This window comes from Bacillus sp. SRB_8 (assembly GCF_003264205.1).
Classification (GTDB): domain Bacteria; phylum Bacillota; class Bacilli; order Bacillales; family Bacillaceae_G; genus Bacillus_A; species Bacillus_A mycoides.
On the sequence record NZ_NADT01000018.1, the window covers coordinates 911,161 to 936,353 of the forward strand.

At 37.0% G+C, this 25,193-nt stretch carries 26 protein-coding genes, 1 pseudogene, 1 riboswitch and 1 other annotated feature; of the genes and pseudogenes, 13 read left to right on the top strand and 14 right to left on the bottom strand.

What is annotated here, in order from left to right; translation table 11 throughout:
* Nucleotides 1-18: 18 nt before the first annotated feature.
* The 9 genes from leuS to B5P40_RS14955 form a co-directional block, all read right to left on the bottom strand.
* Nucleotides 19-2,427 carry a leucine--tRNA ligase gene (leuS, locus tag B5P40_RS14915; RefSeq protein WP_113709363.1) on the bottom strand — a complete coding sequence of 803 codons (2,409 nt, stop codon included), beginning with the start codon at nucleotides 2,425-2,427 and terminating at the stop codon, nucleotides 19-21.
* A gap of 65 nt (nucleotides 2,428-2,492) precedes the next feature.
* Nucleotides 2,493-2,711 (bottom strand) — a binding site (T-box leader).
* Nucleotides 2,712-2,909: 198 nt separating this feature from the next.
* On the bottom strand, nucleotides 2,910-4,103 hold the full coding sequence (locus tag B5P40_RS14920; protein ID WP_002143464.1) for an MDR family MFS transporter: 1,194 nt from the start codon (nucleotides 4,101-4,103) through the stop codon (nucleotides 2,910-2,912).
* A gap of 190 nt (nucleotides 4,104-4,293) precedes the next feature.
* Nucleotides 4,294-5,517, bottom strand: coding sequence for a cation:proton antiporter (locus B5P40_RS14925; protein WP_113709364.1), 1,224 nt, complete (start codon nucleotides 5,515-5,517; stop codon nucleotides 4,294-4,296).
* A 3-nt stretch (nucleotides 5,518-5,520) separates the two neighbouring features.
* A complete protein-coding gene (locus tag B5P40_RS14930; RefSeq protein ID WP_001026048.1) occupies nucleotides 5,521-6,018 on the bottom strand; it encodes a cation:proton antiporter regulatory subunit in 498 nt (165 codons plus the stop codon).
* Nucleotides 6,019-6,052: 34 nt separating this feature from the next.
* Nucleotides 6,053-6,619 (bottom strand): tyrosine-type recombinase/integrase, encoded by a 567-nt coding sequence (locus B5P40_RS14935; protein ID WP_002034425.1) that lies wholly within the window; start codon nucleotides 6,617-6,619, stop codon nucleotides 6,053-6,055.
* Between the two features lie 343 nt (nucleotides 6,620-6,962).
* Entirely contained in the window at nucleotides 6,963-8,822 is a 1,860-nt protein-coding gene (locus tag B5P40_RS14940; RefSeq protein ID WP_113709365.1) for an FtsX-like permease family protein, read from the bottom strand.
* Between the two features lie 17 nt (nucleotides 8,823-8,839).
* Complete coding sequence (locus tag B5P40_RS14945; RefSeq protein ID WP_002129519.1) at nucleotides 8,840-9,601, bottom strand: ABC transporter ATP-binding protein; 762 nt, start codon at nucleotides 9,599-9,601, stop codon at nucleotides 8,840-8,842.
* Nucleotides 9,602-9,730: 129 nt separating this feature from the next.
* Entirely contained in the window at nucleotides 9,731-9,880 is a 150-nt protein-coding gene (locus tag B5P40_RS14950; protein WP_001129345.1) for a hypothetical protein, read from the bottom strand.
* A 15-nt stretch (nucleotides 9,881-9,895) separates the two neighbouring features.
* Nucleotides 9,896-10,159: a YtzC family protein gene (locus tag B5P40_RS14955; protein ID WP_002089099.1), complete on the bottom strand. Its 264-nt coding sequence runs from the start codon at nucleotides 10,157-10,159 to the stop codon at nucleotides 9,896-9,898.
* A gap of 111 nt (nucleotides 10,160-10,270) precedes the next feature.
* Between B5P40_RS14955 and mnmL the strand changes: the two genes are divergently transcribed.
* The 6 genes from mnmL (at nucleotide 10,271) to B5P40_RS14995 (ending at nucleotide 15,673) form a co-directional block, all read left to right on the top strand.
* Nucleotides 10,271-11,230 (top strand): tRNA modification radical SAM protein MnmL/YtqA, encoded by a 960-nt coding sequence (gene mnmL / locus B5P40_RS14960; protein ID WP_002167527.1) that lies wholly within the window; start codon nucleotides 10,271-10,273, stop codon nucleotides 11,228-11,230.
* Nucleotides 11,227-11,799 carry a tRNA 5-(aminomethyl)-2-thiouridylate-methyltransferase MnmM gene (mnmM, locus tag B5P40_RS14965; protein WP_078176466.1) on the top strand — a complete coding sequence of 191 codons (573 nt, stop codon included), beginning with the start codon at nucleotides 11,227-11,229 and terminating at the stop codon, nucleotides 11,797-11,799. The genes mnmL and mnmM overlap by 4 nt, the downstream gene beginning before the upstream one ends.
* 185 nt (nucleotides 11,800-11,984) lie before the next feature.
* A complete protein-coding gene (locus B5P40_RS14975) occupies nucleotides 11,985-12,818 on the top strand; it encodes an ABC transporter ATP-binding protein (RefSeq protein ID WP_002034419.1) in 834 nt (277 codons plus the stop codon).
* Nucleotides 12,819-12,836: 18 nt separating this feature from the next.
* Nucleotides 12,837-13,517: a hypothetical protein gene (locus B5P40_RS14980; protein WP_002067629.1), complete on the top strand. Its 681-nt coding sequence runs from the start codon at nucleotides 12,837-12,839 to the stop codon at nucleotides 13,515-13,517.
* Between the two features lie 24 nt (nucleotides 13,518-13,541).
* On the top strand, nucleotides 13,542-14,216 hold the full coding sequence (locus B5P40_RS14985; protein WP_002184795.1) for an aspartate/glutamate racemase family protein: 675 nt from the start codon (nucleotides 13,542-13,544) through the stop codon (nucleotides 14,214-14,216).
* A 155-nt stretch (nucleotides 14,217-14,371) separates the two neighbouring features.
* Nucleotides 14,372-15,673: a PepSY-associated TM helix domain-containing protein gene (locus tag B5P40_RS14995; RefSeq protein ID WP_113709366.1), complete on the top strand. Its 1,302-nt coding sequence runs from the start codon at nucleotides 14,372-14,374 to the stop codon at nucleotides 15,671-15,673.
* Between the two features lie 153 nt (nucleotides 15,674-15,826).
* Here the strand turns inward: B5P40_RS14995 and B5P40_RS15000 are convergent, their stop codons facing one another.
* Entirely contained in the window at nucleotides 15,827-16,891 is a 1,065-nt protein-coding gene (locus B5P40_RS15000) for a tetraprenyl-beta-curcumene synthase family protein (RefSeq protein WP_002089107.1), read from the bottom strand.
* Between the two features lie 37 nt (nucleotides 16,892-16,928).
* Nucleotides 16,929-17,732, bottom strand: coding sequence for an alpha/beta hydrolase (locus B5P40_RS15005; protein WP_002129529.1), 804 nt, complete (start codon nucleotides 17,730-17,732; stop codon nucleotides 16,929-16,931).
* A 74-nt stretch (nucleotides 17,733-17,806) separates the two neighbouring features.
* Here B5P40_RS15005 and B5P40_RS15010 point away from each other — a divergent pair, with 74 nt between their 5' ends.
* From B5P40_RS15010 to B5P40_RS15030, 5 genes and pseudogenes are all read left to right on the top strand, one after another.
* Nucleotides 17,807-18,319 carry a gamma carbonic anhydrase gene (locus B5P40_RS15010; protein WP_002015678.1) on the top strand — a complete coding sequence of 171 codons (513 nt, stop codon included), beginning with the start codon at nucleotides 17,807-17,809 and terminating at the stop codon, nucleotides 18,317-18,319.
* Nucleotides 18,320-18,464: 145 nt separating this feature from the next.
* Nucleotides 18,465-18,995: a phosphatase PAP2 family protein gene (locus tag B5P40_RS15015; RefSeq protein ID WP_002034412.1), complete on the top strand. Its 531-nt coding sequence runs from the start codon at nucleotides 18,465-18,467 to the stop codon at nucleotides 18,993-18,995.
* A 12-nt stretch (nucleotides 18,996-19,007) separates the two neighbouring features.
* A complete protein-coding gene (locus B5P40_RS15020; protein WP_113709367.1) occupies nucleotides 19,008-20,150 on the top strand; it encodes a glycosyltransferase family 4 protein in 1,143 nt (380 codons plus the stop codon).
* A gap of 3 nt (nucleotides 20,151-20,153) precedes the next feature.
* Nucleotides 20,154-20,337: pseudogene (locus tag B5P40_RS15025) on the top strand (IS200/IS605 family transposase); the annotation flags it as partial.
* A gap of 11 nt (nucleotides 20,338-20,348) precedes the next feature.
* A complete protein-coding gene (locus tag B5P40_RS15030; protein WP_113709368.1) occupies nucleotides 20,349-21,461 on the top strand; it encodes an RNA-guided endonuclease TnpB family protein in 1,113 nt (370 codons plus the stop codon).
* A gap of 218 nt (nucleotides 21,462-21,679) precedes the next feature.
* Here the strand turns inward: B5P40_RS15030 and B5P40_RS15035 are convergent, their stop codons facing one another.
* Entirely contained in the window at nucleotides 21,680-22,282 is a 603-nt protein-coding gene (locus B5P40_RS15035; RefSeq protein WP_113709369.1) for a molybdenum cofactor guanylyltransferase, read from the bottom strand.
* Entirely contained in the window at nucleotides 22,279-22,788 is a 510-nt protein-coding gene (locus B5P40_RS15040; protein WP_002034407.1) for a MogA/MoaB family molybdenum cofactor biosynthesis protein, read from the bottom strand. Before B5P40_RS15040 ends, B5P40_RS15035 begins: the two co-directional genes overlap by 4 nt.
* Nucleotides 22,789-23,026: 238 nt before the next feature.
* Here B5P40_RS15040 and B5P40_RS15045 point away from each other — a divergent pair, with 238 nt between their 5' ends.
* Nucleotides 23,027-23,206: a hypothetical protein gene (locus B5P40_RS15045; protein WP_002067722.1), complete on the top strand. Its 180-nt coding sequence runs from the start codon at nucleotides 23,027-23,029 to the stop codon at nucleotides 23,204-23,206.
* Between the two features lie 6 nt (nucleotides 23,207-23,212).
* Nucleotides 23,213-23,395: a hypothetical protein gene (locus B5P40_RS15050; protein WP_002067721.1), complete on the top strand. Its 183-nt coding sequence runs from the start codon at nucleotides 23,213-23,215 to the stop codon at nucleotides 23,393-23,395.
* Nucleotides 23,396-23,586: 191 nt separating this feature from the next.
* On the opposite strand, the gene metK is transcribed toward B5P40_RS15050, so the two are convergent.
* On the bottom strand, nucleotides 23,587-24,786 hold the full coding sequence (gene metK / locus B5P40_RS15055; protein ID WP_113709370.1) for a methionine adenosyltransferase: 1,200 nt from the start codon (nucleotides 24,784-24,786) through the stop codon (nucleotides 23,587-23,589).
* Between the two features lie 169 nt (nucleotides 24,787-24,955).
* Nucleotides 24,956-25,077: riboswitch (SAM riboswitch) on the bottom strand.
* Between the last annotated feature and the right edge of the window lie 116 nt (nucleotides 25,078-25,193).

Below are 25,193 nucleotides of genomic sequence, written 5' to 3' on the forward strand. Positions count from 1 at the left end.
GCTTTTATTAATAATTAATTAGTTTGCAACAACGTTAACAAGTTTTCCAGGAACAACAATTACTTTACGAACTGTTTTCCCTTCAATTTGTTCTTTGATTTCCTCAAGTGCAAGTTGTTCCATTTCTTCTTTTGATGCGTCTTTACTCATTGTTAATTTTGCGCGAACTTTTCCCATAATTTGAACAACGATTTCAACTTCATCTTCTACAAGTTTAGACTCATCAAATGTTGGCCAGCTTGCATATGTGATTGTTTCATTGTATCCAAGCTTGCTCCATAGTTCTTCCCCGATGTGAGGTGCAACTGGTGCAATCATTTTTACGAAACCTTCTACATATTCTTTCGGAAGTGTTTCAGCTTTGTATGCATCGTTGATGAATACCATCATTTGAGAAATCGCTGTGTTGAAGCGAAGCTCTGCATAGTCTTCTGTTACTTTCTTCACTGTTTGGTGGTAAGCTTTTTCAAGATCTTTGTTTGGTGCATCAGTGATTTTCTCACTTAATTCACCGTTATCTTGAATGAATAGGCGCCATACGCGGTCTAGGAAACGACGAGCTCCGTCAAGACCATTTTCAGACCAAGCGATTGAAGCATCTAATGGTCCCATGAACATTTCGTATAGACGAAGTGTATCTGCACCATGGCTTGCTACGATATCATCAGGATTTACAACGTTACCTTTTGATTTACTCATTTTCTCGTTGTTTTCACCTAAGATCATACCTTGGTTGAATAATTGTTGGAACGGTTCTTTCGTTGGAACTACACCGATATCATATAATACTTTATGCCAGAAACGAGCATATAGTAAGTGAAGTACAGCGTGCTCTGCTCCACCGATATAAATATCAACTGGAAGCCATTGTTTTGCTTTTTCAGGGTCTACAAGTGCTTCGCTGTTGTTTGGATCGATGTAGCGTAGGTAGTACCAGCAGCTACCAGCCCATTGTGGCATTGTATTTGTTTCACGACGACCTTTTTTACCAGTTTCAGGATCAACAACATTTACCCACTCTTCAATGTTTGCAAGTGGTGACTCACCTGTACCTGAAGGACGAATGTTCTCTGTTTTCGGAAGAACTAATGGTAATTCTTCTTCTTTCACAGCTGTCATTGTACCATCTTCCCAATGGATTACTGGAATTGGCTCACCCCAGTAACGTTGACGACTAAATAACCAGTCACGTAGACGGTACGTTACTTTTTGATTTCCTGCGCTTGTTACTTCAAGCCACTCAATCATTTTTACAATTGCTTCTTCTTTATTTAAACCATCAAGGAATGCTGAGTTTACGTGCGCACCATCACCTGTATATGCTTCTTTCGAAATGTCTCCGCCTTTTACAACTTCCTTCATTGGAACATTGAACGTTGATGCGAATTCATAGTCACGCTCATCGTGAGCTGGAACTGCCATTACAGCACCTGTTCCGTAAGTTGCAAGAACATAATCAGCGATCCAGATTGGTAATTTCTCACCGTTTACTGGGTTAACTGCGTAAGCACCAGTAAATACACCAGTTTTTTCTTTCGCAAGTTCTGTACGCTCTAAATCGCTCTTCATTTTAACAGAGTTAATGTAAGCTTCTACAGCTTCTTTTTGTTCTGGTATTGTAATGTTAGCAACAAGTGCATGCTCTGGAGCCAGTACACAGTAGCTTGCTCCAAATAGTGTATCAGGACGCGTTGTGAAAACTGTGAACTTCTCATCTGTACCGTCGATGTTGAAGTGTACTTCTGCACCTTCAGAACGACCGATCCAGTTACGTTGCATGTCTTTTAAGCTTTCTGGCCAATTAAGCTCATCTAGATCTTCTAATAGACGATCTCCGTAAGCTGTAATTTTTAACATCCACTGTCTCATCGGACGACGCTCAACTGGATGTCCACCGCGCTCACTCTTACCGTCAATGATTTCTTCGTTTGCAAGTACTGTACCAAGTGCTGGGCACCAGTTTACAGGTACTTCATCAACGTAAGCTAAACCTTTTTCAAATAGTTTTAGGAAGATCCATTGTGTCCACTTGTAGTAGGTTGGATCTGTTGTATTTACTTCACGATCCCAATCGTAAGAGAAGCCTAATGCTTTAATTTGATTACGGAACGTATTAATATTAAGCTCTGTAAATTCAGCCGGGCTGTTCCCAGTATCAAGTGCATATTGCTCTGCTGGAAGACCGAATGCATCCCATCCCATTGGATGAAGAACGTTATATCCTTGCATACGCTTCATACGAGATAAAATATCTGTCGCTGTATAACCTTCTGGATGACCTACGTGTAAGCCTGCACCTGATGGATATGGGAACATATCTAGTGCATAAAATTTTGGTTTTTCTGTTTCATCTGGCGTACGGAATGTTTTATTCTCTTCCCAATGCCCTTGCCACTTCTTCTCAATTTCTTGATGATTAAAGCTCATGAGATACCCTCCTTGAAATTCTATTTATTTTCACCGCCCAAAATACAAAAAACCTCTCATCCCTAGAAAGGGACGAGAGGTTATAGATTCCCGCGGTACCACCCTAAATTAATGTAATAAATACATTCGCTTAGATCCGTAACGTGGATTAACGGCAATTGCTACTAATGATTTCACAACTGCAACTCAAAGGCGAGTTCATAACGAAACGTGGATTGACTTGCACCGACCGTCAACTCTCTAAACCAGCTTCTATTACTACTACTCCTTCTCACTGTTATTACAAATATGAGTTAATGTGAACTACCCACCACTTAGTATCTCTTAAGAGCTTACTTGAAGCGAGGGCTTCTCGGTTAATCGTTACTCTTGCTAACTAACGAATTCGTCTTAGGACAGCCGAGCTAACTCCCTTGTTCCAAAGGATATTTTATTAATATTTATTTAAATATATTCTAAAACATGTTGCATGTTCCGTCAAACTAAACTGCAATTTTTTCTTCAACTGTTTCTTCTACTTTTACTCGTCTATCATAAATACTCGTTGCTATAAGCGCTACTACAAGCATTACCATGATCGCAATAAACAATACTTCCATATTGTATAAGTCAACAATCGCTCCGCCAACGACCGGTCCGAACATTTTCCCTACAGTCGCTGCGCTATTTACAACACCTTGATAAAATCCTAGCTTATCTTTCGGTGCAAGTATATTTGCGATGGTCGGAACTGCCGGCCATACGAATAATTCACCAATTGTTAATGTCACCATCGCAATGAGAAACATCGTAAATTGCTGCGCTTGGCTTAAAACAATAAACGACGCCGCAAAAATGACGATTCCAATCATAATTTGTTGTTTTAAAGAACGCTTCAGCCAGCGAATTAACATACTAACAAGTGGCTGCGCACAAACAATCATCGCTCCGTTTATCGTCCATAATAAACTATAATGGCGGAGGCTAATATCTAATTCTCGCATATGAGTCGCAATTGCCCCTTGCCACTGTACGTATGTAACCCAGCATAAAGCATATGCTACACATACGATTAGAAGCGCTTTGAAGCCAGGTGTAAGTGACCAACCTTTTTTCGTTTCGGCTTCTTTTTGTACCTCTTGCTCTTTTTTTGCTTCCATACCACGAAATCCAATAAACGCAATTAAGAAGAAAATAAAATATAAAATAAAGTTCGCTAAGAAAATATAATCAAAACGATAAGACGCAACTAATCCACCGCACGCTGTTCCAATCGCAATCCCAACGTTTTGTCCAACATACATTGCATTGAACGCTCGTCTCCCGCCTTCTGGCCAAACCGTACCGACCATCGCATACATCGATGGAAACACCATTCCAGAACCGAATCCGATTAATGCTAGCCACACAACATATAATGGCCAACCATGGAAAAATACAAGACCTAAAATCGATACAAGTGTAATGACAATCCCTACTAAAATTGATTTATAACCGCCCCATTTATCAAATAAAACACCGCCGAGCAAGTTTCCGATTACACCAGTAAGCGAGTTGATCATTAATACCATTCCGGCTACTGATAAAGATTTCCCTAAACTATCATGTAAGTAAATTGTATTAAAAGGCCATAAAAAAGAAGCACCCGTGACATTAATAATCATCCCAGCTACTAATAGCCATACTTTCCTTGGCATAGTCTCCCCTCCTATTCTCTTTTTTTCGTTCATATATATAACAGTAAAATTGTAGTCGTTTTTAAATAGGAAGGCAACTGATTAATAGTTGATGAAATTCAGATAATAGCACAAAGACGATTAGAATGTATTCTAATCGTCTTTGTAAAATATTAATCTATAACTAGTGGAATCGTTCCCTCGCGAAAGGTTATCCAACTTCCTTTTTACGTTTTGCACTTTCTTTAGCACTCCATTTAAATATTTTGTCTAGTAGAGAGTATATTCTCCCAGACTCCTTCGTTAATAATGGCCCTAGCGACGCCAATATTAAAACATATAAAGCTGAGAATGGTTTAATCGTTGCCATTAAGCCACCCGCTATTCCGAGATTCGCGACAATAATGGAGAATTCCCCACGTGATATAAGTGTTAAACCGATATTCGTAGAAGCCTTATGCGATAACCTGGCTTTACGCCCTGCAATCATTCCAGCTGTAAAATTACCGATGAGAGTAATGAAAACTGCTCCTAATGCCAACCATACTGCTCCTCCAAGCGAAAACGGATCTATACTTAAACCGAAGCTGAAGAAAAATATAGCTCCAAAGAAATCACGAAACGGGACGACGAGATGCTCGATCCGGTCACTATGCTCTGTTTCTGAAAAGACGAGTCCTAACAATAAAGCCCCAATCGCTTCCGCAACATGAATTGTTTCTGAAAATCCTGCTACAAAGAATAAAATAGCGAATATTACGATAATAAAAATTTCGTTTGACGAAATATCTAATACTTTATTTAGGAACGGCGTAGCTTTTCTAGCGATTACAAAGAATAGGAGCATATACCCTACTGCGATTAACACCGATGTAAGAGCACCTACAAATGATGTTGCACCTCCGAGTACTAATCCTGAAACAACTGATAAATATACAGCTAAAAAGATATCATCAAACATAATGATTCCTAAAATTAGCTCTGTCTCTTTATTACCAGATCTTCTTAAATCAACGATTACTTTCGCTACAATTGCACTCGATGAGATTGTAATAATTCCAGCAATAATTAATGTTTCTAGTAAGGGGAAGCCCATTATATATCCATAAAGTAAACCTAATATGAAATTAAGCGATATATGAACACTACCCCCAAAAGCAATCGACTTTCCTGATTTAATTAATTTTTTTATTGAGAATTCTAAGCCTAAATAGAATAGGAGGAATATGACGCCTACACGGCCGAGGAAGGAAATAACTTCTCCGCTTTCAATAAACCTTAAATCGATAAGTCCTAAATCTGGGGCATGAGGCCCCACTAACATACCGAGTATAATGAGAAACGGAATAATCGAGAACTTTAACTTCGCAGCGAGGATAGCTGCAAAAGCTACTAATACTAACGCAGTTCCAACTTCAAAAATTAAAGTATCCATCGATTAGGAATCACCTCCTGCTGAAAGCAATTCATTAATAATTCTTTTCACTTCATGTCTTTCACCCGACAATACGAGCATATCGCCAGCTTCAATAATAGAGTCTGGACCTGGATTAAAGAATTTCTTCATATTCTTTTTCAAAATAGCAATAATCGTTACGTTATACGTTTTTCTGACATGTAAGCTACCAATTGTTTGTTGTACTACTGGTGCATTATTCTCCACCTTAAACCATTCAATTGATAATCCTTCAAAAGCCATCTCAATTGTGTCTAGCGCTTGCGGCCTATATACCATTCCGCCTAATATAGCCGCAATTTGTCTCGCTTCAGAATCACGAAGAGAAATGCTTGAAATACTCTCATCGTGATCCGCATCAAAATGATACATTTCTCTTCGGCCATCATCATGAATAACGATAACCATTTTTTCATTACCTTTTGTGATTACTTCAAACTTACAACCAATACCCGGTAGTTCACTCTCTCTAATATTCATATTTTCCGCCTCCTAAAGTTTTTAGTTACGGCTTTTACAAATCTACATCAATCTCTGTTTTAAACTTCTCATCTTTTGAGATTCCTAAATACTTGAGCGTCTCTGATGGAGTTGCGTGATGAAAATGCTTTTGCAATAGCGCAATCGCTATTCCTCTTTTGTACGCATGAAATCCAAATGTTTTTCGCATTGAATTCGTTCCAATCTTTCCAACAATCCCAACCGCTTCAGCTGCGCTATGGATAACACGATATGCTTGTTGGCGTGAGATTGAATTTGTCGTTTTATTAGATTGAAATACGTAGTTTTCTCTTTGAGCATCAATAGATTTTACATACTCTAAAAGGGCTTCTTTTACTTTTGTATTTAAATAAATATCTTGTTTAAATTTTTCATCTTTCACAGGAAGAGAATAAAACTCTTTAACAGTCTTATCTTCATTTAATACCTCTTCAAATTTCATACTAAGTAGCTCAGTAATCTTTAATCCAGTGTTAATTCCAATAACAAATAAAAGATAATCTCGCTGCGAGTGCTCTTTTAAATACTTTTTCATAGCCTCAATTTGGTTTATATCTTTTAATGCCTCTACAACTTCCATACATGTATCTCCTCATCTTATGAACGGTAATTTTCTCATTATCCTGTCCATTTTACCTTATCATGCTATGAGATTTCCATGTATTATCCATTATTTTCACAATATACGACTTAGGTCTGACAATTTTTCATTTGGAAAGTTATGATTGTACAAATACGGTGTGGGTAGAAAAATAGGGGATACAAGTTCAGCTTCTTTCTATAGATCGAATTCCTCCTTTCTTTTTCCAGTTGCTGATACTCACATATTATGTTACTTATTTACATTATATTATATATTTCAGTAACATTAAAGTGTTTTTTCTGAAAATATAAAAAACCGAGCAGTTTCGCTCGGTTTTTCATTAATCTTCTTTCGGAAGAACAATCCCTTTATACAATTGAACTGTAATGAAGTAATAAATCGCATAAATTACTACGAAAATTACGATTGGAACCCAAATGCGGAAGTACGGATCGACTAAAATAAATCCGAAAATATTCATACCAACTAATACGTGAGCAATACCCACAATTGCCGGGAATAAGAATACTAAGAATAACTCTTTATAAATTGATTTCGTTAATAATTCACGGCGCACACCGATTTTACGAAGCATTTGATAACGCGTAATATCTTTTGATGCACCAGAAAGAATTTTAAACATTAAACAACTTGCCATCATTGCTAAGAACGCAATTCCAAGGAAGAATCCCATAAATACTGTTCCACTCGCAATGCCGTAGAATCCATTGTAAGATTGATATTTACTATCTAATCTTTCAGCTTTTACATTTTTATATTTAACTAGCTGCAACTCGTCAAGTTTTTTCCATTCTTTTGTGTATGCTACAAAATCGTCTATTTTTCCAGTAACTACGATTCCTTCTTTACCATTTACAGTATCGTACATTTTCTGATCTACAATTTTAATTGCATGATCTTCATATAGATAAAATGGCTGAATTGTTCTGAAAGCCTCGTTCCATTCTTCTGGAAGTTCTTTAGCACTCGCATCTTTTTCATTCATTTCTCTAGAAACTGCACCTACTGGCAGTTCCTCTGAAACTTTCTTTATTTTTCCTAAATCCTTCATACTTTCCATCTGTTTTGTATCTTGTACGAAAGGAGGATTTTTCTCTAAATCTTCTTTTACATAATAAACGTATTTATTATCAACTTTGTAACGATATTCATTTTTCTCTTTAAATGTAATACCATCTAAAATTTTCTTTTCTTCAGCTGTTGGGTTATGAATAACTGAATCATATATTACTAAACCATCAACCATTTTTATAACGTTATTTTTAAACGCCATACCACCTGAAATTGCACCTGCTCCAAGAGCAACTAACATCGCTACCGTTGCAAGTACTTTCGTTAAGCTATTAATACGGAAATTTAATTGTGCAAACGTAAAAGCATTAAGTCCTTTTTCACTACGTTTTTTATTGCTCTTTAACTTTTTAATAATAACTGGGAGAAGTGATCCAAATAGCATGTAAGTACCAGCTGTTGTTGTAATTAATGCAATAAGGATTCCCATTTCTCTTAGTTTTTCCATGTAAATCATTGATGCATAGCCAATTCCTAATAAAATAACAGCAAGGATTGCAACGACACCTGTCATTTTTCCTTTTACCGCAACACGTTCTGTTTGTGCATCTGCATGTACAAGTTGCAGTACTGAAATACGTGATAACTTAATACTGTTCATAATTGCTGATAATACAAATAATGCAAAGAAGAAAATGCAAGTAACAGTCATAGATGGTAGATAAAATGCCTTATAGCCTTCACCAGCAAATTCTAATTGTTTCATTAATAACTGTCCGATACCTTCTGCAAGTCCTACACCAACTGTAAGTCCAATCGCAAGAGACGCAGCTCCTAATACAATCGTTTCAATAAACATAAGTAATGTAACTTTATGCTTTTTTGCACCTAACATCATGTACATACCAAACTCTTTTTGACGAAGAGATAATAAGAAAGAGTTTGCATATAAAATGTAGAAGAACGTTATAATTGCTAATAAAAATGAACCTGCTTGGAATACGAAACCAATAGACTTAATAACAGAATTGGATTCGATAAACGCTTTATTCAGCGCTAACGTTTGGAACATATAAAAAATTGAAATCGACATGACAAGACCAACAAGTAAAACAATATAATCTTTCAGCTTACTCTTTAGCCCTGACATGGAAAGTTTAAATAACATGCCCTAGACCTCCCTTCCTACGCTTTTTGTGTGCCTAAGTCCGCAAGCACATCTAAAATTTCTTTATAAAATTCTTCACGCGTACCACCGCGGTGAATTTCTTTATATAGCTCACCATCTTGAATGAATAAAATACGCTGACAGTAACTTGCACTATATGGATCATGCGTAACCATCATAATAGATACGCCTTGTTCTTCATTTAAGTTTGTCATCGCATCAAGTAAACTTGCTGCATTTTTCGAATCAAGAGCTCCTGTTGGCTCGTCTCCTAAAATAATTGCCGGTTCATGCACTAGTGCACGTGCTGCTGCTGAACGTTGTTTCTGTCCACCGGATACTTCAGTTGGATACTTTTGAAGAATTTCTGTAATCCCTAACATATCCGCTACTTTCTCTACTTTCGGTCCAATATTACGTGATGAAACACCTTGAAGTGAAAGTGGAAGTGCAATGTTCTCATAAATAGATAAGTTCTCTAATAAGTTGAAGTCTTGGAAAATGAATCCTAACTTTTGCGAACGGAAATCAGAAAGCTCACCTTGCTTCATTTTCGTAATGTCCGTACCCGCAATTTCAACAACGCCACCCGTTGCTTTATCAAGCGTTGAAATTACATTTAATAATGTCGTTTTACCAGAACCAGATGGTCCCATAATACCAACAAATTCACCCTCTTGAATTGAGAATGATACACCTTTTAACGCGTGTGATTGGTTCTCACCTTTTTTACCGTACACTTTTTGAACGTTTTTCACGTCTACAACTGGTTTCGTCATATATATCCTCCTACGCTTGTTTTTCCATTACCTATTTTGCGCCTTTTGGAGGTGAACTGCTATTTATTAACATTACAATTACCTTACACTTTTGTAATAAAATAAAACCAGGTCGTATTTCGACCTGGTTTACTCTGATTGCTTCGATCTTTGAGGTTGTCCTTTTTTACTGTTACGCTGTTTCACTTGAACAACTGGATCAAGTTCATTTGAAAATTCAGCGTTATGTCCATTTTGCGTTTTTTGCTCTGGATTATTTTGATCTGAACGTTTCGCCATTACATTCACTCCTTATTAGTGCGGTGTAATAATCATTTGATGTTGCAATTGGCGAATTGCCATACGTGCTCTATTTAATTGCTCACGTTGCTCATCATTCGCATGTTGCTGCATAGTTTGTAAGTCGTTATATGCTTGTTCTAATTGTAACTGAGCATCCGAATACTCCATCGTATTGTAATGCTCTTGTCTCATGCCTTGGTCTAATTGTTCTTTCGCATATTCCACCGCTTGTTCTGCCTGTGTAATATACTCTTCAAGTGATTGACGCTCTGCCATAATTGTCCCTCCTTGCTTCAATTCCCCTTTAGTGTGTCCCTTCCATATGAACCTTATGAGTATGTTATAATGGATTTTGTTTCATTTTGACTCGTCTTAGGAGGGAAAATAATGAAGGTTCAAAACCCTTTTCCATATACAAATGACAATAAACGTTATCATACATGGAATTACCACTTACGAAATGAATTTGGTGAAAAAATCTTTAAAGTTTCATTAGATGCTGGCTTCGATTGCCCGAACCGTGACGGTACAGTTGCTTACGGTGGTTGCACGTTTTGTAGTGCTGCCGGATCTGGTGACTTCGCTGGCGATCGCCGCGATGATGTTATAACGCAATATCATGAAATGAAAGAAAAAATGCACTCAAAGTGGAAAGACGGAAAATGTATCGCTTATTTTCAGGCTTACACAAATACACATGCACCACTTGAAGTGTTAAAAGAAAAATTCGAACCGCTTCTAGCAGAAAAAGACGTTGTCGGTCTTTCTATCGCAACTCGTCCAGATTGTTTACCAGACGATGTCGTTGAATATTTAGCGGACTTAAATAAACGTACGTACCTTTGGGTTGAACTCGGACTACAAACTGTTCATGAACGTACTGCAAATCTTATTAACCGTGCTCACGATTATCCATCTTATGTGGAAGGCGTAAATAAATTACGCAAACATGGCATTAGAGTTTGCTCTCATATTATTAACGGTCTTCCACTTGAAGATTACGACATGATGATGGAAACAACTCGTGAAGTAGCGAAGCTTGACGTACAAGGAATTAAAATTCATTTACTTCATTTATTAAAAGGAACGCCAATGGTGAAGCAATATGAAAAAGGACAACTCGAGTTCCTTTCTCTTGAAGATTACGTAAGTCTCGTTGTTGACCAACTTGAAATTATTCCAGAAGATGTAATTGTGCACCGCATCACAGGTGACGGTCCGCCTGATTTAATGATTGGTCCAATGTGGAGCTTAAATAAATGGGAAGTATTAAATTCCATCGATGCAGAATTTGTACGCCGCGGAAGCTGGCAAGGAAAATATGCAAATGAGGAGAAACAAAAATGAAATTAGAACGTGTATTACCGTTTGCTCGCTCGCTGCTGCAAACAGCAGTAAAAGAAGGCGATTACGCTGTAGATACAACACTTGGCAATGGACATGACACTTGCTTCCTAGCTGAAATCATTGGGGATAACGGCAAAGTATTTGGATTTGATATTCAAAAAGAAGCAATCGAAAGTTCTACAATCCGCCTGAAAGAAAAAGAACTTTTCGAACGTACTGTTTTAGTTCACGACAGTCACGAAACACTCTTATCCGTATTACCAGAAGATGCAAAAGGAAAAGTAACAGGCGCAATTTTCAACTTAGGTTACCTTCCAGGCGGTGACAAGCATATCGTCACAAAACCGAACTCAACAATCTCGGCGATCGAGCAATTATTAGAAGTAATGGCACCTGAAGGTATCATCGTCCTTGTCATTTACCACGGACATCCAGAAGGACAAGTAGAACGCGACGCTGTACTTAAATTTGCAGAAGAACTAGATCAAAAAGAAGCTCACGTTTTGCGATACGGCTTCATTAACCAGCAAAATAACCCGCCATTTATTGTGGCGATTGAGAAGCGATAAAGTGAAAATTTAATCAGTGAGGTTTACTGTCCGGCAAATAGCAGGATAATTATATCAACGATTTTTCAGATATATCGATCATTCGACAAAACATAACAAAAAAAGACGTGCATTCATTGCACGTCTTTTTCTTATTCTCCTATATAATGGATGTATACAATATTTGAAGAAAGAAGGATAGAACTTTGCTAGTAGAACTAAGGGGAATTCAAAAGAAGTATGGCAAATCACTTATACTAGACAACATCGATTTATCCATTCCAGAAGGAGAAGCACTCGCTATTATTGGTGGGAACGGGACTGGAAAAAGTACTTTACTCAAAATAATTGCAGGCTTTATTCCACCTACGGCAGGGACACTTCAAAGAAAAGAACATATACAAATCAGTTATGTCCCTGAACATTTTCCTGAAGGAATTCGTTTTACATTAGAGGATTATTTATATCATCTCGGCCACATTCACGGTTTATCAACAAAATATTTAAGAAATAAAATTCCGATGCTCCTTGAATCTTTTCATCTACATCATGCAAAGCATTACGTTGTACGAAACTTTTCAAAAGGTATGAAACAAAAAACAGGCATTATGCAAGCATTACTTACGGACGTCCATTTATTAATTCTAGATGAACCTCTTTCTGGACTCGACCCTAACTCTCAGCAAGAATTAGAGCATATTTTACTCTCATTAAAACAACAAGGCATATCTATACTCTTCACATGTCACGAAAAACAACTACTAGAAAACTTCGCCGATAGAATTGTGACATTAGCAAATCATACAATTGCGGAAGATACCTCTGTGCAAAAATCAACAGAACAGGTCTATATTGAGGCAATTGTTCACGAAACATTTTCAGCTATAGAACTACAAAAGCAATCAGGATTTATACAAGTTACACACAATTCAAATCAAAACCTCATTCAATTACAAATCGAAAAGGAATATGCAAACGAAATGCTTCAGTTTTTATTACATAAAAAAGCATCTATCACACTGCTACAGCCTAATTTTTAAATCGAAAGAAGGTTTATTATGTTTGCGCTTATTCGTTACCATTTTCTCGACTACACGAAATCGTATAAGTACATTCCTCCTATTGCGATGTACTGCATAAGCTTACTTTTTGTATATACATATAAACCAACTCCCATTGTACCAACATACTTAGAAACAGCACTCGCACTTTATTTATTATCTGCCTGGATTACAGTCACAATTTTTCATACTGAAGATCCTGTACAAGAACAAATCACTATTTCACATACAAATAATATTTCGGCATTATACGTTGGTAAATATATTACGGCTCTTCTTATTTGTACTGTTTTATCTTTTATATCCGTAATCTATCCAATTATTTTGCAAATGTTTAATGAAAAAATGACAGCTTCTTTATTTCTAGTCGGATTTCTCGCTCACATGTCTTTATCTATACTAGGAATTTCAATCGCAACATTATTTACTAGAAATATTATTCAAAAAGCAAGCACCGCTTGGCTTAGTCTTACATTTATATTACTTATGACGATTGCCTCAATCCGGTTAAAAAAAGAGTTACTATGGTTTTTACCACCTGTCGAAAGCTTTATAATGCTTGGACAATACAAATATAATATACTTACTCATACTCTATGGCTTACAGCTTGGGCTATCGTATATTCATTTTTATTACTTACTTTATTTCTTTTTCTCGTTCGCAGAAAACGTTTTTGATTACATATTAAAGGGGACTAAACAATGATTGGAATACTAGCAGGAATGGGTCCAAAATCAACCGGACCATTCGTCGATACAGTTGTAGCAGAGTGCCAAACAATTTATGGAGCAAAGCATGATATGGACTTTCCTCATATGATGATTTATTCGTGCCCAACACCGTTTTATATGGATCGCCCTATTGATCATGCGGCGATGAAAAAAGCGATTATTGAAGGAGCGCAAAAACTTGAAAGTACTGGTGTAGATTTCATCGCAATGCCATGTAATACAGCGCATCTTTATTTCGAGGAATTACAGCGTTCTATTACCATTCCTATTTTGAATATAGTCGATGAGACGTTAAAAGCAATTCCTGAAAATACAAAAAGAGTCGCTCTTCTTGCAACAGAAGCGACTGTTCAAGCAAGTATTTACCAAGATGGAATTACAAAACGTGATATAGAGTACATTCATAATGAACAATGGCAAGAAATGATTAATCAAATTATTACTTGTATTAAAGGCGGAGAAATTGAGGAAGCTCGTAAATTATGGAGTCTGCTCGTTTTACAGTTAAAAGACGAAGTAGATACCGCTATTATCGCATGTACCGATTTGAATGTGGTGGTGAGTGAGGACTTTGTTGATTCCGCTCAATGTCTTGCGAAAGCAGTTGTTAGGATCTATGCATCAAATATAAAAAAGTCTTCATAAACATAGAACACATCCTTTTTAAAATGTGTTTTATGTTTGATAAAAATAACCAAAACTTTTAACTTTTTTCACAATTATTTCAAAGTAATCACACTTAATCTCGCTATATTAAATAAGTAGTTTATTCATATAGGGAAGGTTAGGGGAACTGAAGTATGAAAGTAAATCGTTCGCTTCATTATATTTTTTGGAGGTGGCATTTTTACGCCGGGCTTTTTATTACGCCGCTTCTTATTACATTGTCACTGAGCGGAATTGGGTATTTATTTCGGGAGGAAGTTGAAGATTTCATCTATAAAGATTTATATTTTGGGAAGAGCGCCCAAACAGAGTCTATTTCGATGGCTGATTCGCTTTTCTTAACAGAGAAAAAATATCCACATTATAGTGTGGCGAAAATTAGTGAGTTTAATGGGGATTATAATACGAGACTTACTATTGCAAATGAATATACTGGGCAACAAAAATTTGTGTATTTAGATAGCAATAATCAAATTGTTGGGGATCAAAATGCAAGTGAAACGTTTGCCAATATAATGCGGGAATTACATAGTTCCCTTTTAGTCGGTGGCACTGTCGTCAATTATATTGTAGAACTTGCAGCGTGCTGGACAATCTTTTTAATTGTAACCGGGTTGTATATGAGTATACGCCAATTCAAAAACACACCAGCATCCAATAAGCGAGAAAAGGCAAAACGACGTCATTCTATTATCGGTATTATATTTACAATTCCTCTCGTTCTTTTAGTTGCATCAGGTTTACCTTGGTCAGGATTTATGGGTAACCAAATTTATAAAATCGCAGCGTCGAATGAATCAATCGGATATCCGAAATTGTATATGGCACCACCTGAATCAAAGGTAAAAGAATTACCCTGGGCAACAAGAAAAGAAGCTCCTCCGGAATCAAACTCAAATGAACCAAAAGCAATTTCAGTTGATGAATTACAAAAAGGAATTGAAATAAAGAAGCCATACGTTATCTCACTACCGACTGATCCGAAAAGTGTATTCACTGTTTCGAAATCAAGCGGTTCTGGCATTACGGGCATGCACGTGGCACCAAATGAAGAGATAACAGCTTACTTTGATCAATATAGCGGAAAACTTATTTCCAAAACGGACTATCGTGATTATGGATTATTTGCACAATGGTTTACTTACGGTATCCCACTTCACGAAGGACATTTATTCGGATGGCCAAATAAAATATTATGCTTACTAACGACATTATCTTTATTGCTTCTCATTTATTACGGAATAAAAATGTGGTTAGCAAGAAAGCCGAAAGGAAAATTAGCAGCACCTCCTAAGCAAACAGATAAGAAAAGCACATTCGTTTTCTTTATCATGATGGTTATACTAGGCGCTGTCATGCCTTTATTCGGACTATCTGTTTTAGTTATTTTCGCGATTGAACTTCTCATATATGTATTTTTAAAAATACGATCATAGTAAAAAGGGACAGTCCAAAAAATCTAATTTTGGACTGTCCCTTTTTCATTATGGAGCAAGATTGCAACAGCACATGAAATTATATCGACTTAACTACAAAATACGACAATAGGAAAAGACCATCCCAAAATACCTTTTGAGATGGTCTCTTCATCACTGCGCCATTTTCTTTCGGTACATCTTCCCGTTCCAGTAGAAGAATCGTGAAGTGAGCCCTCCGTATTTTACAATGCGCCGTGCCATTTTGTGCATATTCTTTTGCGCTGATACTTTTTGATCTGATAAATAAATACCAAGTAATCCTCGGCTTATGAGACGATGAAACTTCGCATGAGGCAAATCACCAATGCTCTTCTCTGCTTCTTCTACAAAATGTTTCATACGATCTAATATAGCTTGCTCGTTTTCATAATAACTACAGAAATTCAAATCTCCGCCGATACGGTCTTCTTCTTGATCGATGAAATAATCAAGTAAAATGTGAAGTCCTTGTACGTATGGAAAATACCCTTGTCTAATTTTCACAATATCTTCTTCATGTAACTCATCATGAAATGCATATGCTACAAGACAGAAAATTCCAAGCGTAGAACCTGCACATGCTGAAAACTCAAACCAACTCATCGGTGGTAAATTTTCTTTATGCGCTTCAAACCATGTTTTTAAGCGTGGTTCTCTTTCTTCTAACTTCACGTGTTTATGAATTTGCAAATCACAATAATAACAAGCAAGTTCATGAAGAATTGGAGCAATTTTATCATAATGCTTCGTTTTCTTTAAAACATCCTGACATGTTTCAACAAGCTCATCTAAATAACCACCATCATCTTGATCATCACGATAACGATAATAGTTACCGCCCCCTTCAACTTCAGGGCTTAATGCCATTACCATCGACTCATGAAGAGCCGCAAAGTCTTTCGGGTCAAGTGATGTACTACGATCACATAAATTATCTAAATAGTCGCTAATCGTTTGATAAGCTACGATAAAACGAATACATTCCTCACGATGTTCATTTGCTAGTAGCGCTAAAATGCCACCGCCCTCGCAATGAAACGTTTTATTCTCAATACTTGCGATTGCCTGACTATGAAGCTCGTCATTCGGAATATGGTAGGCACGCTCTTTCCACATCGCTAGCTCATGGTGTACTACCGGAAACACATCACGGTATACTTTCGCCATGAGCGTTATGGGATTACTCGGTACGTTCACTTCTTCCTTCATCTCCTCTATTCAATGTACAAATAATTTACTTATTTGTTTCTATTATGTTATTGATGCGTATTTCAGTAAATGACTGAATATAATTCAAAATTTCATCACGCTCATACTCATTTAATAACTCATGATAACAATTCGGCCATTCTTTAAAAGCCTTATCACTTATTTTAACATTATCAAACCAAGTACGGACACGTGTTTTATCTACAAGTTTATCCTCACAAGCCTGCATTAGCAAGAGTGGAACGTCTGGAAAATCGCCTATTTTTTTATGCGCAATTTCGATAGACTTAATCAATTCACTATACCAACGTACTGATACTTTGCGCAAGAACAATGAATCATTCTCCATCGCATCTCTCACTTCATGATTACGAGTTGACATTTCTACAGTGAGATTTGTTGCAAATTGCAATTTTGGAGCAACAACATTTAATATTTTTGAGGCAGCTCGAAGCGGAGCAGAAGGTCCAGTTAATACACCTAAACATGGTGAACTTAAAATAATACCATCTACATCTTCTCTCTTCGTTTCTTGCATCATACGAATGACAATAAGACCACCCATACTATGACCAAATATAAAAATAGGTAATCGATACTTCCTTGCCTCTTTCACCCATAATTTAACTTCCTCTATGTATTCATCAAATGAATCAATATGTCCTCTATTTCTCGAAGTCGTTCCATGTGATGGAAGGTCTCCCATCACAACGTGGTAGCCGATATGATTCCACATTTCTGCTATAGCTTCGTAACGTCCGTGATATTCCATTGCGCCGTGCACGATAACGACTACAGCTTTCGCTTCCTCTGCTTCATAATTCCACATACGGACCTCCTCCATTTCACTCTTTCTCATAATTTGATACACTAAAACTAGTCTCTAGGAAAGGAAGGCTTTACATGATATATCCTTACAAAGAAAAAAATCCGAAAATTGCGAGTAGTGCTTTTATCGCTGACTATGTTACCATTACAGGCGATGTGACAATTGGCGAAGAATCTAGCATTTGGTTTAATACAGTCATCCGCGGTGATGTATCACCAACGATAATTGGAAATAGAGTAAATGTACAAGATCAATGTACACTTCACCAAAGCCCCCAGTATCCTCTTATTTTAGAAGATGACGTTACCGTTGGGCATCAAGTTATTTTACATAGCTGCAAAATTGAAAAAGATGCTTTAATCGGAATGGGATCTATCATATTAGATGGCGCTGAAATTGGTGAAGGAGCTTTCATCGGTGCTGGTAGTCTCGTTTCACAAGGAAAGAAAATCCCTCCTAATACGTTAGCTTTCGGTCGCCCTGCGAAGGTCATTCGCGAATTAACAGAAGAAGACCGTAAAGATATGGAACGTATCCGCACACAATACGTTGAAAAAGGACAATATTATAAATCGTTACAAAAGTGATTTTATCGCTGCCATAAGACTGGCAGCTTTTTTTATGAAAAAATCTAACTTTTTCTTTACAAAACATTATTATTCCCTCAATAAAATCTTATTAAAATAGAAGTTAATAACTCCATATATATGTAAATGAGGGAGGAAAAATCTCATGAAGGTCAGTGGACTATATAAAATAGAATGTTACATCTTCAAAGGAATTAATCGCTACTTTGATCAAAAAACATTAAACATCTTTTTCAGCAATATTACCCATATCGGTGGTGCAAGTTTTTCCATTGCACTTACCCTATTCTTTTTAATTTTCGCAACAGGGAATTTGCATCAAGCTGCAATTGCAACTGCTATTTCTTTAACAATTAGCCATATTCCTGTGCAAATATTAAAAAGATGGTATCCACGAAAACGCCCTTATTTAACAATTCAGGATGCGAAATATCCAGTTCATCCATTAAAAGATCATTCTTTTCCATCCGGACATACAACGGCTGTTTTCTCTGTCCTCATTCCATTTATTTGCTATAATCCAAACTTGCTTGCTTTTCTATTACCGTTAGCATTATGCGTCGGTATTTCCCGTATTTATTTAGGGCTTCATTATCCGTCAGATGTATTTGTAGGCATGTGCCTTGGCACTTGCTCTGGCATCATCTCTTTTTATCAACTCATTCCACTCATGTAAAGGAGCGATATGATGAGAGTCGCCATATTTACCGATACATTTACACCACAAGTCAACGGTGTGGCGAAAACTTTGGAACGTTTAACTAAATATTTTCAAAAAGAAAATATCGCCTATTCTGTTTTCGCCCCTCAGCATACGGCAGAAGATAATTTCGTAGCGAATGTGAACAAAATGAGAAGTATCCCGTTAACAATATTATATCCAGAATGTCGCTTTGCCTTTCCTACTCCGCGCATTAAGCGGGAACTTCTTGCCTTTAAACCTGATATCATTCACATCGCTACGCCTTTCAATATGGGACTTTGTGGGTTATATTATGCCAAAAAGTTAAATATCCCAGTTGTCGGTTCTTATCATACTGATTTTGACGCCTATTTACGCTATTACAAAATCGAATTTCTCTCCAATATGCTATGGAACTATTTAAGCTGGTTTCATAGTCATATGCAAAAAAACTTTGTTCCTTCTCCTGAAACATTACATCAATTAAAGAAAAAAGGATTTCAACAGCTCTATATTTGGGGACGTGGTGTAGATTGTACTCTCTTTCATCCAACTTACAATAAAGACCTATTCCGAAAAAAATATAATATTACAGCGAAATATATTCTTTCCTACGTCGGACGCCTTGCTCCTGAAAAAGATATCGATACTCTTCAAACACTTATTCAAACGACAAACAAAGAACGTGACGACATTCATTGGCTCATCGCTGGAGACGGGCCTTTAGCAACAAATTTGCGTGAAGCTGTTCCGAAAACAAATGTCACTTTTACTGGATATTTACAAGGCACAGATTTAGCTGAAGCATATGCTTGTTCTCATATGATGGTATTTCCATCAGCTACTGAAACGTTCGGAAATGTCGTACTTGAATCATTTGCATGCGGTACACCTGTCATTGGTGCAAATAGTGGCGGGGTTAAAAATATTATTACAGATGGAAAAACAGGAATTCTTTGTCCACCCAAACATGCGGATTCCTTTCTATCCTCCATCAATTCTTTATTGCAAAATGAAGATCAACTTATGCAAATGGGCATAGCGGCTTCGTCTTATGCCCAATCAAAAAGCTGGGATGGAATCTTTCGTGGCTTACTTGACCAATATGAAACAGTCCTTCAGCACACCGCATCAGAATTACTCGCTTAAAAAGAAATGACAAAATTTATTAATGCTTATAAAAGTGCAAGTTCTCAACTAATCAAGAAAGACTTTCCACAAGTGAAAAAAACTTTAGAAAGAAATGTTTTGGTCAAGAAGTTTTTGCTTACTAACTACTGGTAGTTCGCCAATAGACGTAGTAAAGAAACATATTGAAAATCAAGGTAAAAAGTGAGGTGAAATGATATGACAAAGCAGAATAAAGCATATAAATTCCGGATGTATCCAACAGAAGAACAAGCAAATCTTATACGTAAAACCTTCGGTTGTGTACGTTTCGTGTACAATAGAATGTTAGCTGAGCGAAAAGAAGCGTACGAAAAATACAAAGATGATAAGGAACAACTAAAGAAACAAAAGCCTCCAACCCCTGCGAAATATAAAGCAGAATTTGAGTGGTTAAAAGAAGTTGATTCATTAGCTTTGGCAAATGCTCAACTACACTTGCAAACTGCATATAAGAATTTCTTTAGTGGTCAAAATAACTTCCCAACATTCAAAAGTAAAAAGGACAGAAAGTCTTATACAACGAATGTAGTAAACGGTAATATTCTGTTGCTTAATGGTCATATCAAATTGCCAAAACTGAAAATGGTACGTATCAAAAAACATAGAGAGATACCACAAGATTATATGATCAAGTCTTGTACGATTTCTATGACACCTACTGGTAAATACTATGTGTCAATCTTGACTGAATACGAAAAAGAGATTGTACAAAAAGAAGTAGAAACAGTTGTTGGATTAGACTTTGCAATGGATGGATTATACGTCAGTTCTGAGGATGAGAAAGCCAATTATCCTAAGTTCTATCGTAACATGTTAGACCGATTAACAAAGGCGCAACGAGTATTATCAAGACGCAATAAAGGTTCTGAACGTTGGAATAAACAACGTATTCGTGTAGCTACGTTACATGAGAAAGTAGCTAACCAACGTAAGAATTTTCTTCATCATGAGTCTAAAAAGTTAGCTGCCAATTTTGATGTTGTAGCTATTGAAGATCTAAACATGAAAGGAATATCGCAAGCACTTCATTTTGGAAAAAGTGTCGCTGATAATGGGTGGGGTATGTTCACTTCTTTCTTAACTTATAAACTAAACGAACAAGGAAAACAACTTGTGAAAATAGACAAATGGTTTCCATCAACAAAAACATGTAGTAGCTGTGGAAATGTGAAAAGTCTGACATTGTCTGAACGAATCTATTCTTGTATATGCGGTGTAAATCTCGATAGAGATTATAACTCAGCCATCAATATCAAAAATGAAGCAATACGTCTTTTAGCGTCAGCATAAATTGTAATAAAATAACCTTTGGAACAAGGGAGTTAGCTCGGCTGTCTTAGGACGAATTCGTTAGCTATCAGAAGTAATGATTAACCGAGAAGCCCTCACTTCAAACACTCCTTTAGGACGTTAAGTGGCGGGTAGTTCACGAAATCCCCTTAAAATCAACTTACTCACATACCTTTATACAGCAATTGTTCTCCAATTTCTGTATACCAAAAAACCTTTCATTCATTTGAAAGGTCTTTTTGAGCCTGCACATATTCTTCTTTCGTATTCACATTTATAAACCAATCTACATTCGCTTGTACATCTTCACCAGCAATATATTTCACATTACATTGTGATAAAAGCTGGCCCATACTTCTTTTTTCTTCTTGAAGCAAAGCATAAATCTTTTCTTTCACGCGGTTATTATACGCTGCAAGTAACGGTTGTTTTCTTCCATTAATAATAGGGACAACAGCATCATATTCATCGCTCGTTTGCTCTAATAAAATGGTAATCCATTCATTTGAAACGTTCGGTGCATCACAAGGCATGATAATATACCAATCTGAATCTATGTATTCCATTCCTGACAATATTCCAGCAAGTGGCCCATTTCCTTTATAGTGCGACATATCTTCTATAACTGGAACTTGTACTAATTGCTCTACTCTCTCTTTTATATCAGTATGACTAATGACTACAATTTCTTGCACAGCGCTTTCCATTACTTTCACAATATGCTCAATAAAAGTACTCTCTTTCCAGCCTACTAACGCTTTCGGCTCACCGAATCGGCTCGACATACCTCCTGCTAATACAATTCCAGCACACTTACTCATTGACGATGCAGCTCAAATGTAATATGACCTAATTCCGGTAAAATTAACTTATTCATCGCAAGACGAACCGCTCCGCTAGATCCTGGCATTGAAAAGACAACTTTACGCCCAATTGTACCGCCAATTGCTCTACTTAACATCGCACTACTTCCGATATCTTCTAAGTAACTTATCATACGGAACAACTCACCAAATCCAACAATTTCTTTATCTAATAACACTGACACTGCCTCAATCGTTACATCACGTTTCGTAATACCAGTTCCGCCATTCGTTAACACGACATCAACGTCTTCCCTATGATAACCTGCTAACACTGCTTGCTGGATACTTTCTTTATCATCTTTCACAATTTCATAAGAGGTCACTTTATGTCCTGCTTCTTTTAATAATTCATGTAATAGTTGTCCGCTCTTATCCGTCTCTTCTGTACGTGTATCGGAAATCGTCACGATTTTGCAGCGCACTTCTTTTGGAGCTTGTTTTTTATGTTCAGTTACACTCATTTTTCATCTTTCCTTTCCTAAAGACTTTTCTTCATTTTATCATACATATCTTTACACAATTATGTATGAAGCCAATGATGCACCGTGATACAATATAAGTATATACGACCACAAAAAGGAAAATATACTTTCTTATACGCCTGGACTACACACCATTAGCTACTCTTTAAATCCCCTTATATTTTCTACATAGTAGATTTCATTTTAAATTACAAAATAATTTGGAGGTTCACTCACTATGGAACTATACAAAAAATTAACAACAACATTCATCCTCTTATTTGTTGCTTCCATCACTGTCGGTTTTTCTCTAAAAGGAGCAATTCCATACGCTACATTAGTGAGTATTATATTCGCAACGCTATTTTTACTGAGCAGTGCTTTTTGTGCAGGAAAAGCACGCCAACTGAAAGGGTGACCGTCTATGTTCCGTAAGAAACCAATCCTTTGTAAATCATGTGAAAAGGAAATACAAACGTATGAAAAAGCGTGGATTCATATGCCATTTCCCGCAAGTGGTATGACAAATATGAAGAAGTATATTGAGCTAGATGGGGAAGTTTATTGTAGTTCTTGCATTCAAGTAGTAAATAAAGTGAAACTTTAATCAGTGGGGATTTCGTTCTTCCCCACTGATTATTAGTTGAACCAATCGGGCTTTTACGGGCAGTTAGCCTCCTACCTAACTTTTTTGCTTTACAGCCGAATTTTGAGGTGGGAGGCTTACTGCCCGTTAATGCAGGATAAAACCAAATAAAAAAAGCTTTGCGCACACAGCGCAAAGCTTTTTTTCATATATTATAGACCAGCTTGCTCTTTTAAAGTAGCTGCTTTGTCTGTACGTTCCCATGTAAGATCTACATCAGTACGTCCGAAGTGGCCGTAAGCTGCTGTTTGTTTGTAAATTGGGCGACGTAAGTCTAGCATTTTAATAATACCAGCTGGGCGAAGATCGAAGTTGTTACGAACTAGTTCTACTAGTACGTCTTCAGATACTTTACCAGTGCCGAATGTATCAACTGAAATTGATACTGGTTGTGCTACACCGATTGCGTATGCAAGTTGTACTTCTGCTTTGTCAGCAAGACCAGCTGCTACGATGTTTTTCGCAACATAACGAGCTGCATATGCTGCAGAACGGTCAACTTTCGTTGCATCTTTACCAGAGAATGCACCACCGCCATGGCGAGCGTATCCACCGTAAGTATCAACGATGATTTTACGTCCTGTTAAACCAGCATCACCTTGTGGTCCACCAATTACGAAGCGGCCAGTTGGGTTAATGAAGAATTTCGTTTCTCCATCCATTAATTCTGCTGGAACTACAGCTTTAATTACGTGCTCTTTTAAATCGCGATCGATTTCTTCCCACGTAACATCTGGATGATGTTGTGTAGAAATTACAATTGTATCCACACGTACAGGTTTACCATTTTCATCATACTCAACTGTAACTTGCGTTTTTCCATCCGGACGTAAGTATGATAATGTGTCATCTTTACGTACTTCAGTTAAACGACGAGCTAATTTGTGAGCAAGCGAGATTGGAATTGGCATTAATTCTTGTGTTTCATTACATGCGAAGCCAAACATTAAACCTTGGTCTCCCGCACCAATTGCCTCAATCTCAGCGTCAGTCATTTGACCTTCGCGTGCTTCTAGTGCTTGGTCAACACCCATAGCGATGTCAGCAGATTGCTCATCGATAGATGTTAAAACTGCACAAGTTTCTGCATCGAATCCGTATTTTGCGCGTGTGTAACCAATGCCTTGAATTGTTTCACGAACGATTTTTGGAATATCTACGTAAGTAGAAGTCGTAATTTCCCCCGCTACCAATACTAAACCAGTTGTTACAGTTGTTTCACAAGCTACACGTGCGTTTGCGTCCTTTGCTAAGATCGCATCTAAAATTGAATCAGAAATTTGGTCACAAATTTTATCTGGATGTCCTTCAGTTACAGACTCAGATGTGAACAGATGACGTTTTTTTGTCATGTGGTAAACCTCCCTACAGTAATTGTATATATTGTACGGAACTCATCCTTAATTTGCCACAAACTGCGACATACATTTATTCTCCCACACAAGCATACAGAAAAACCTTTCCTACTTAACATAGAGGAAAGGTTTAATTTGCTACTTGCATACTGCTTTTTGCCCTTTGCTCTTATCGTTCGAGACCGTTAGCCTCGCACAGGTTTTAGCACCTATTCACCTGTATTTACCACTACAAATGAGGTTGCTGGGCTTCATCGGGCCTGTCCCTCCGCCAGCTCGGGATAAGAGAGTATCCGTCCCAACCTATACTAAAGAAATGATATTCATTTGTCAATTAATATTCACATTTTCCTGAAAGTTTTTCTCAATACCCATAGAATGAAATATTAATAGGGAAATGATAC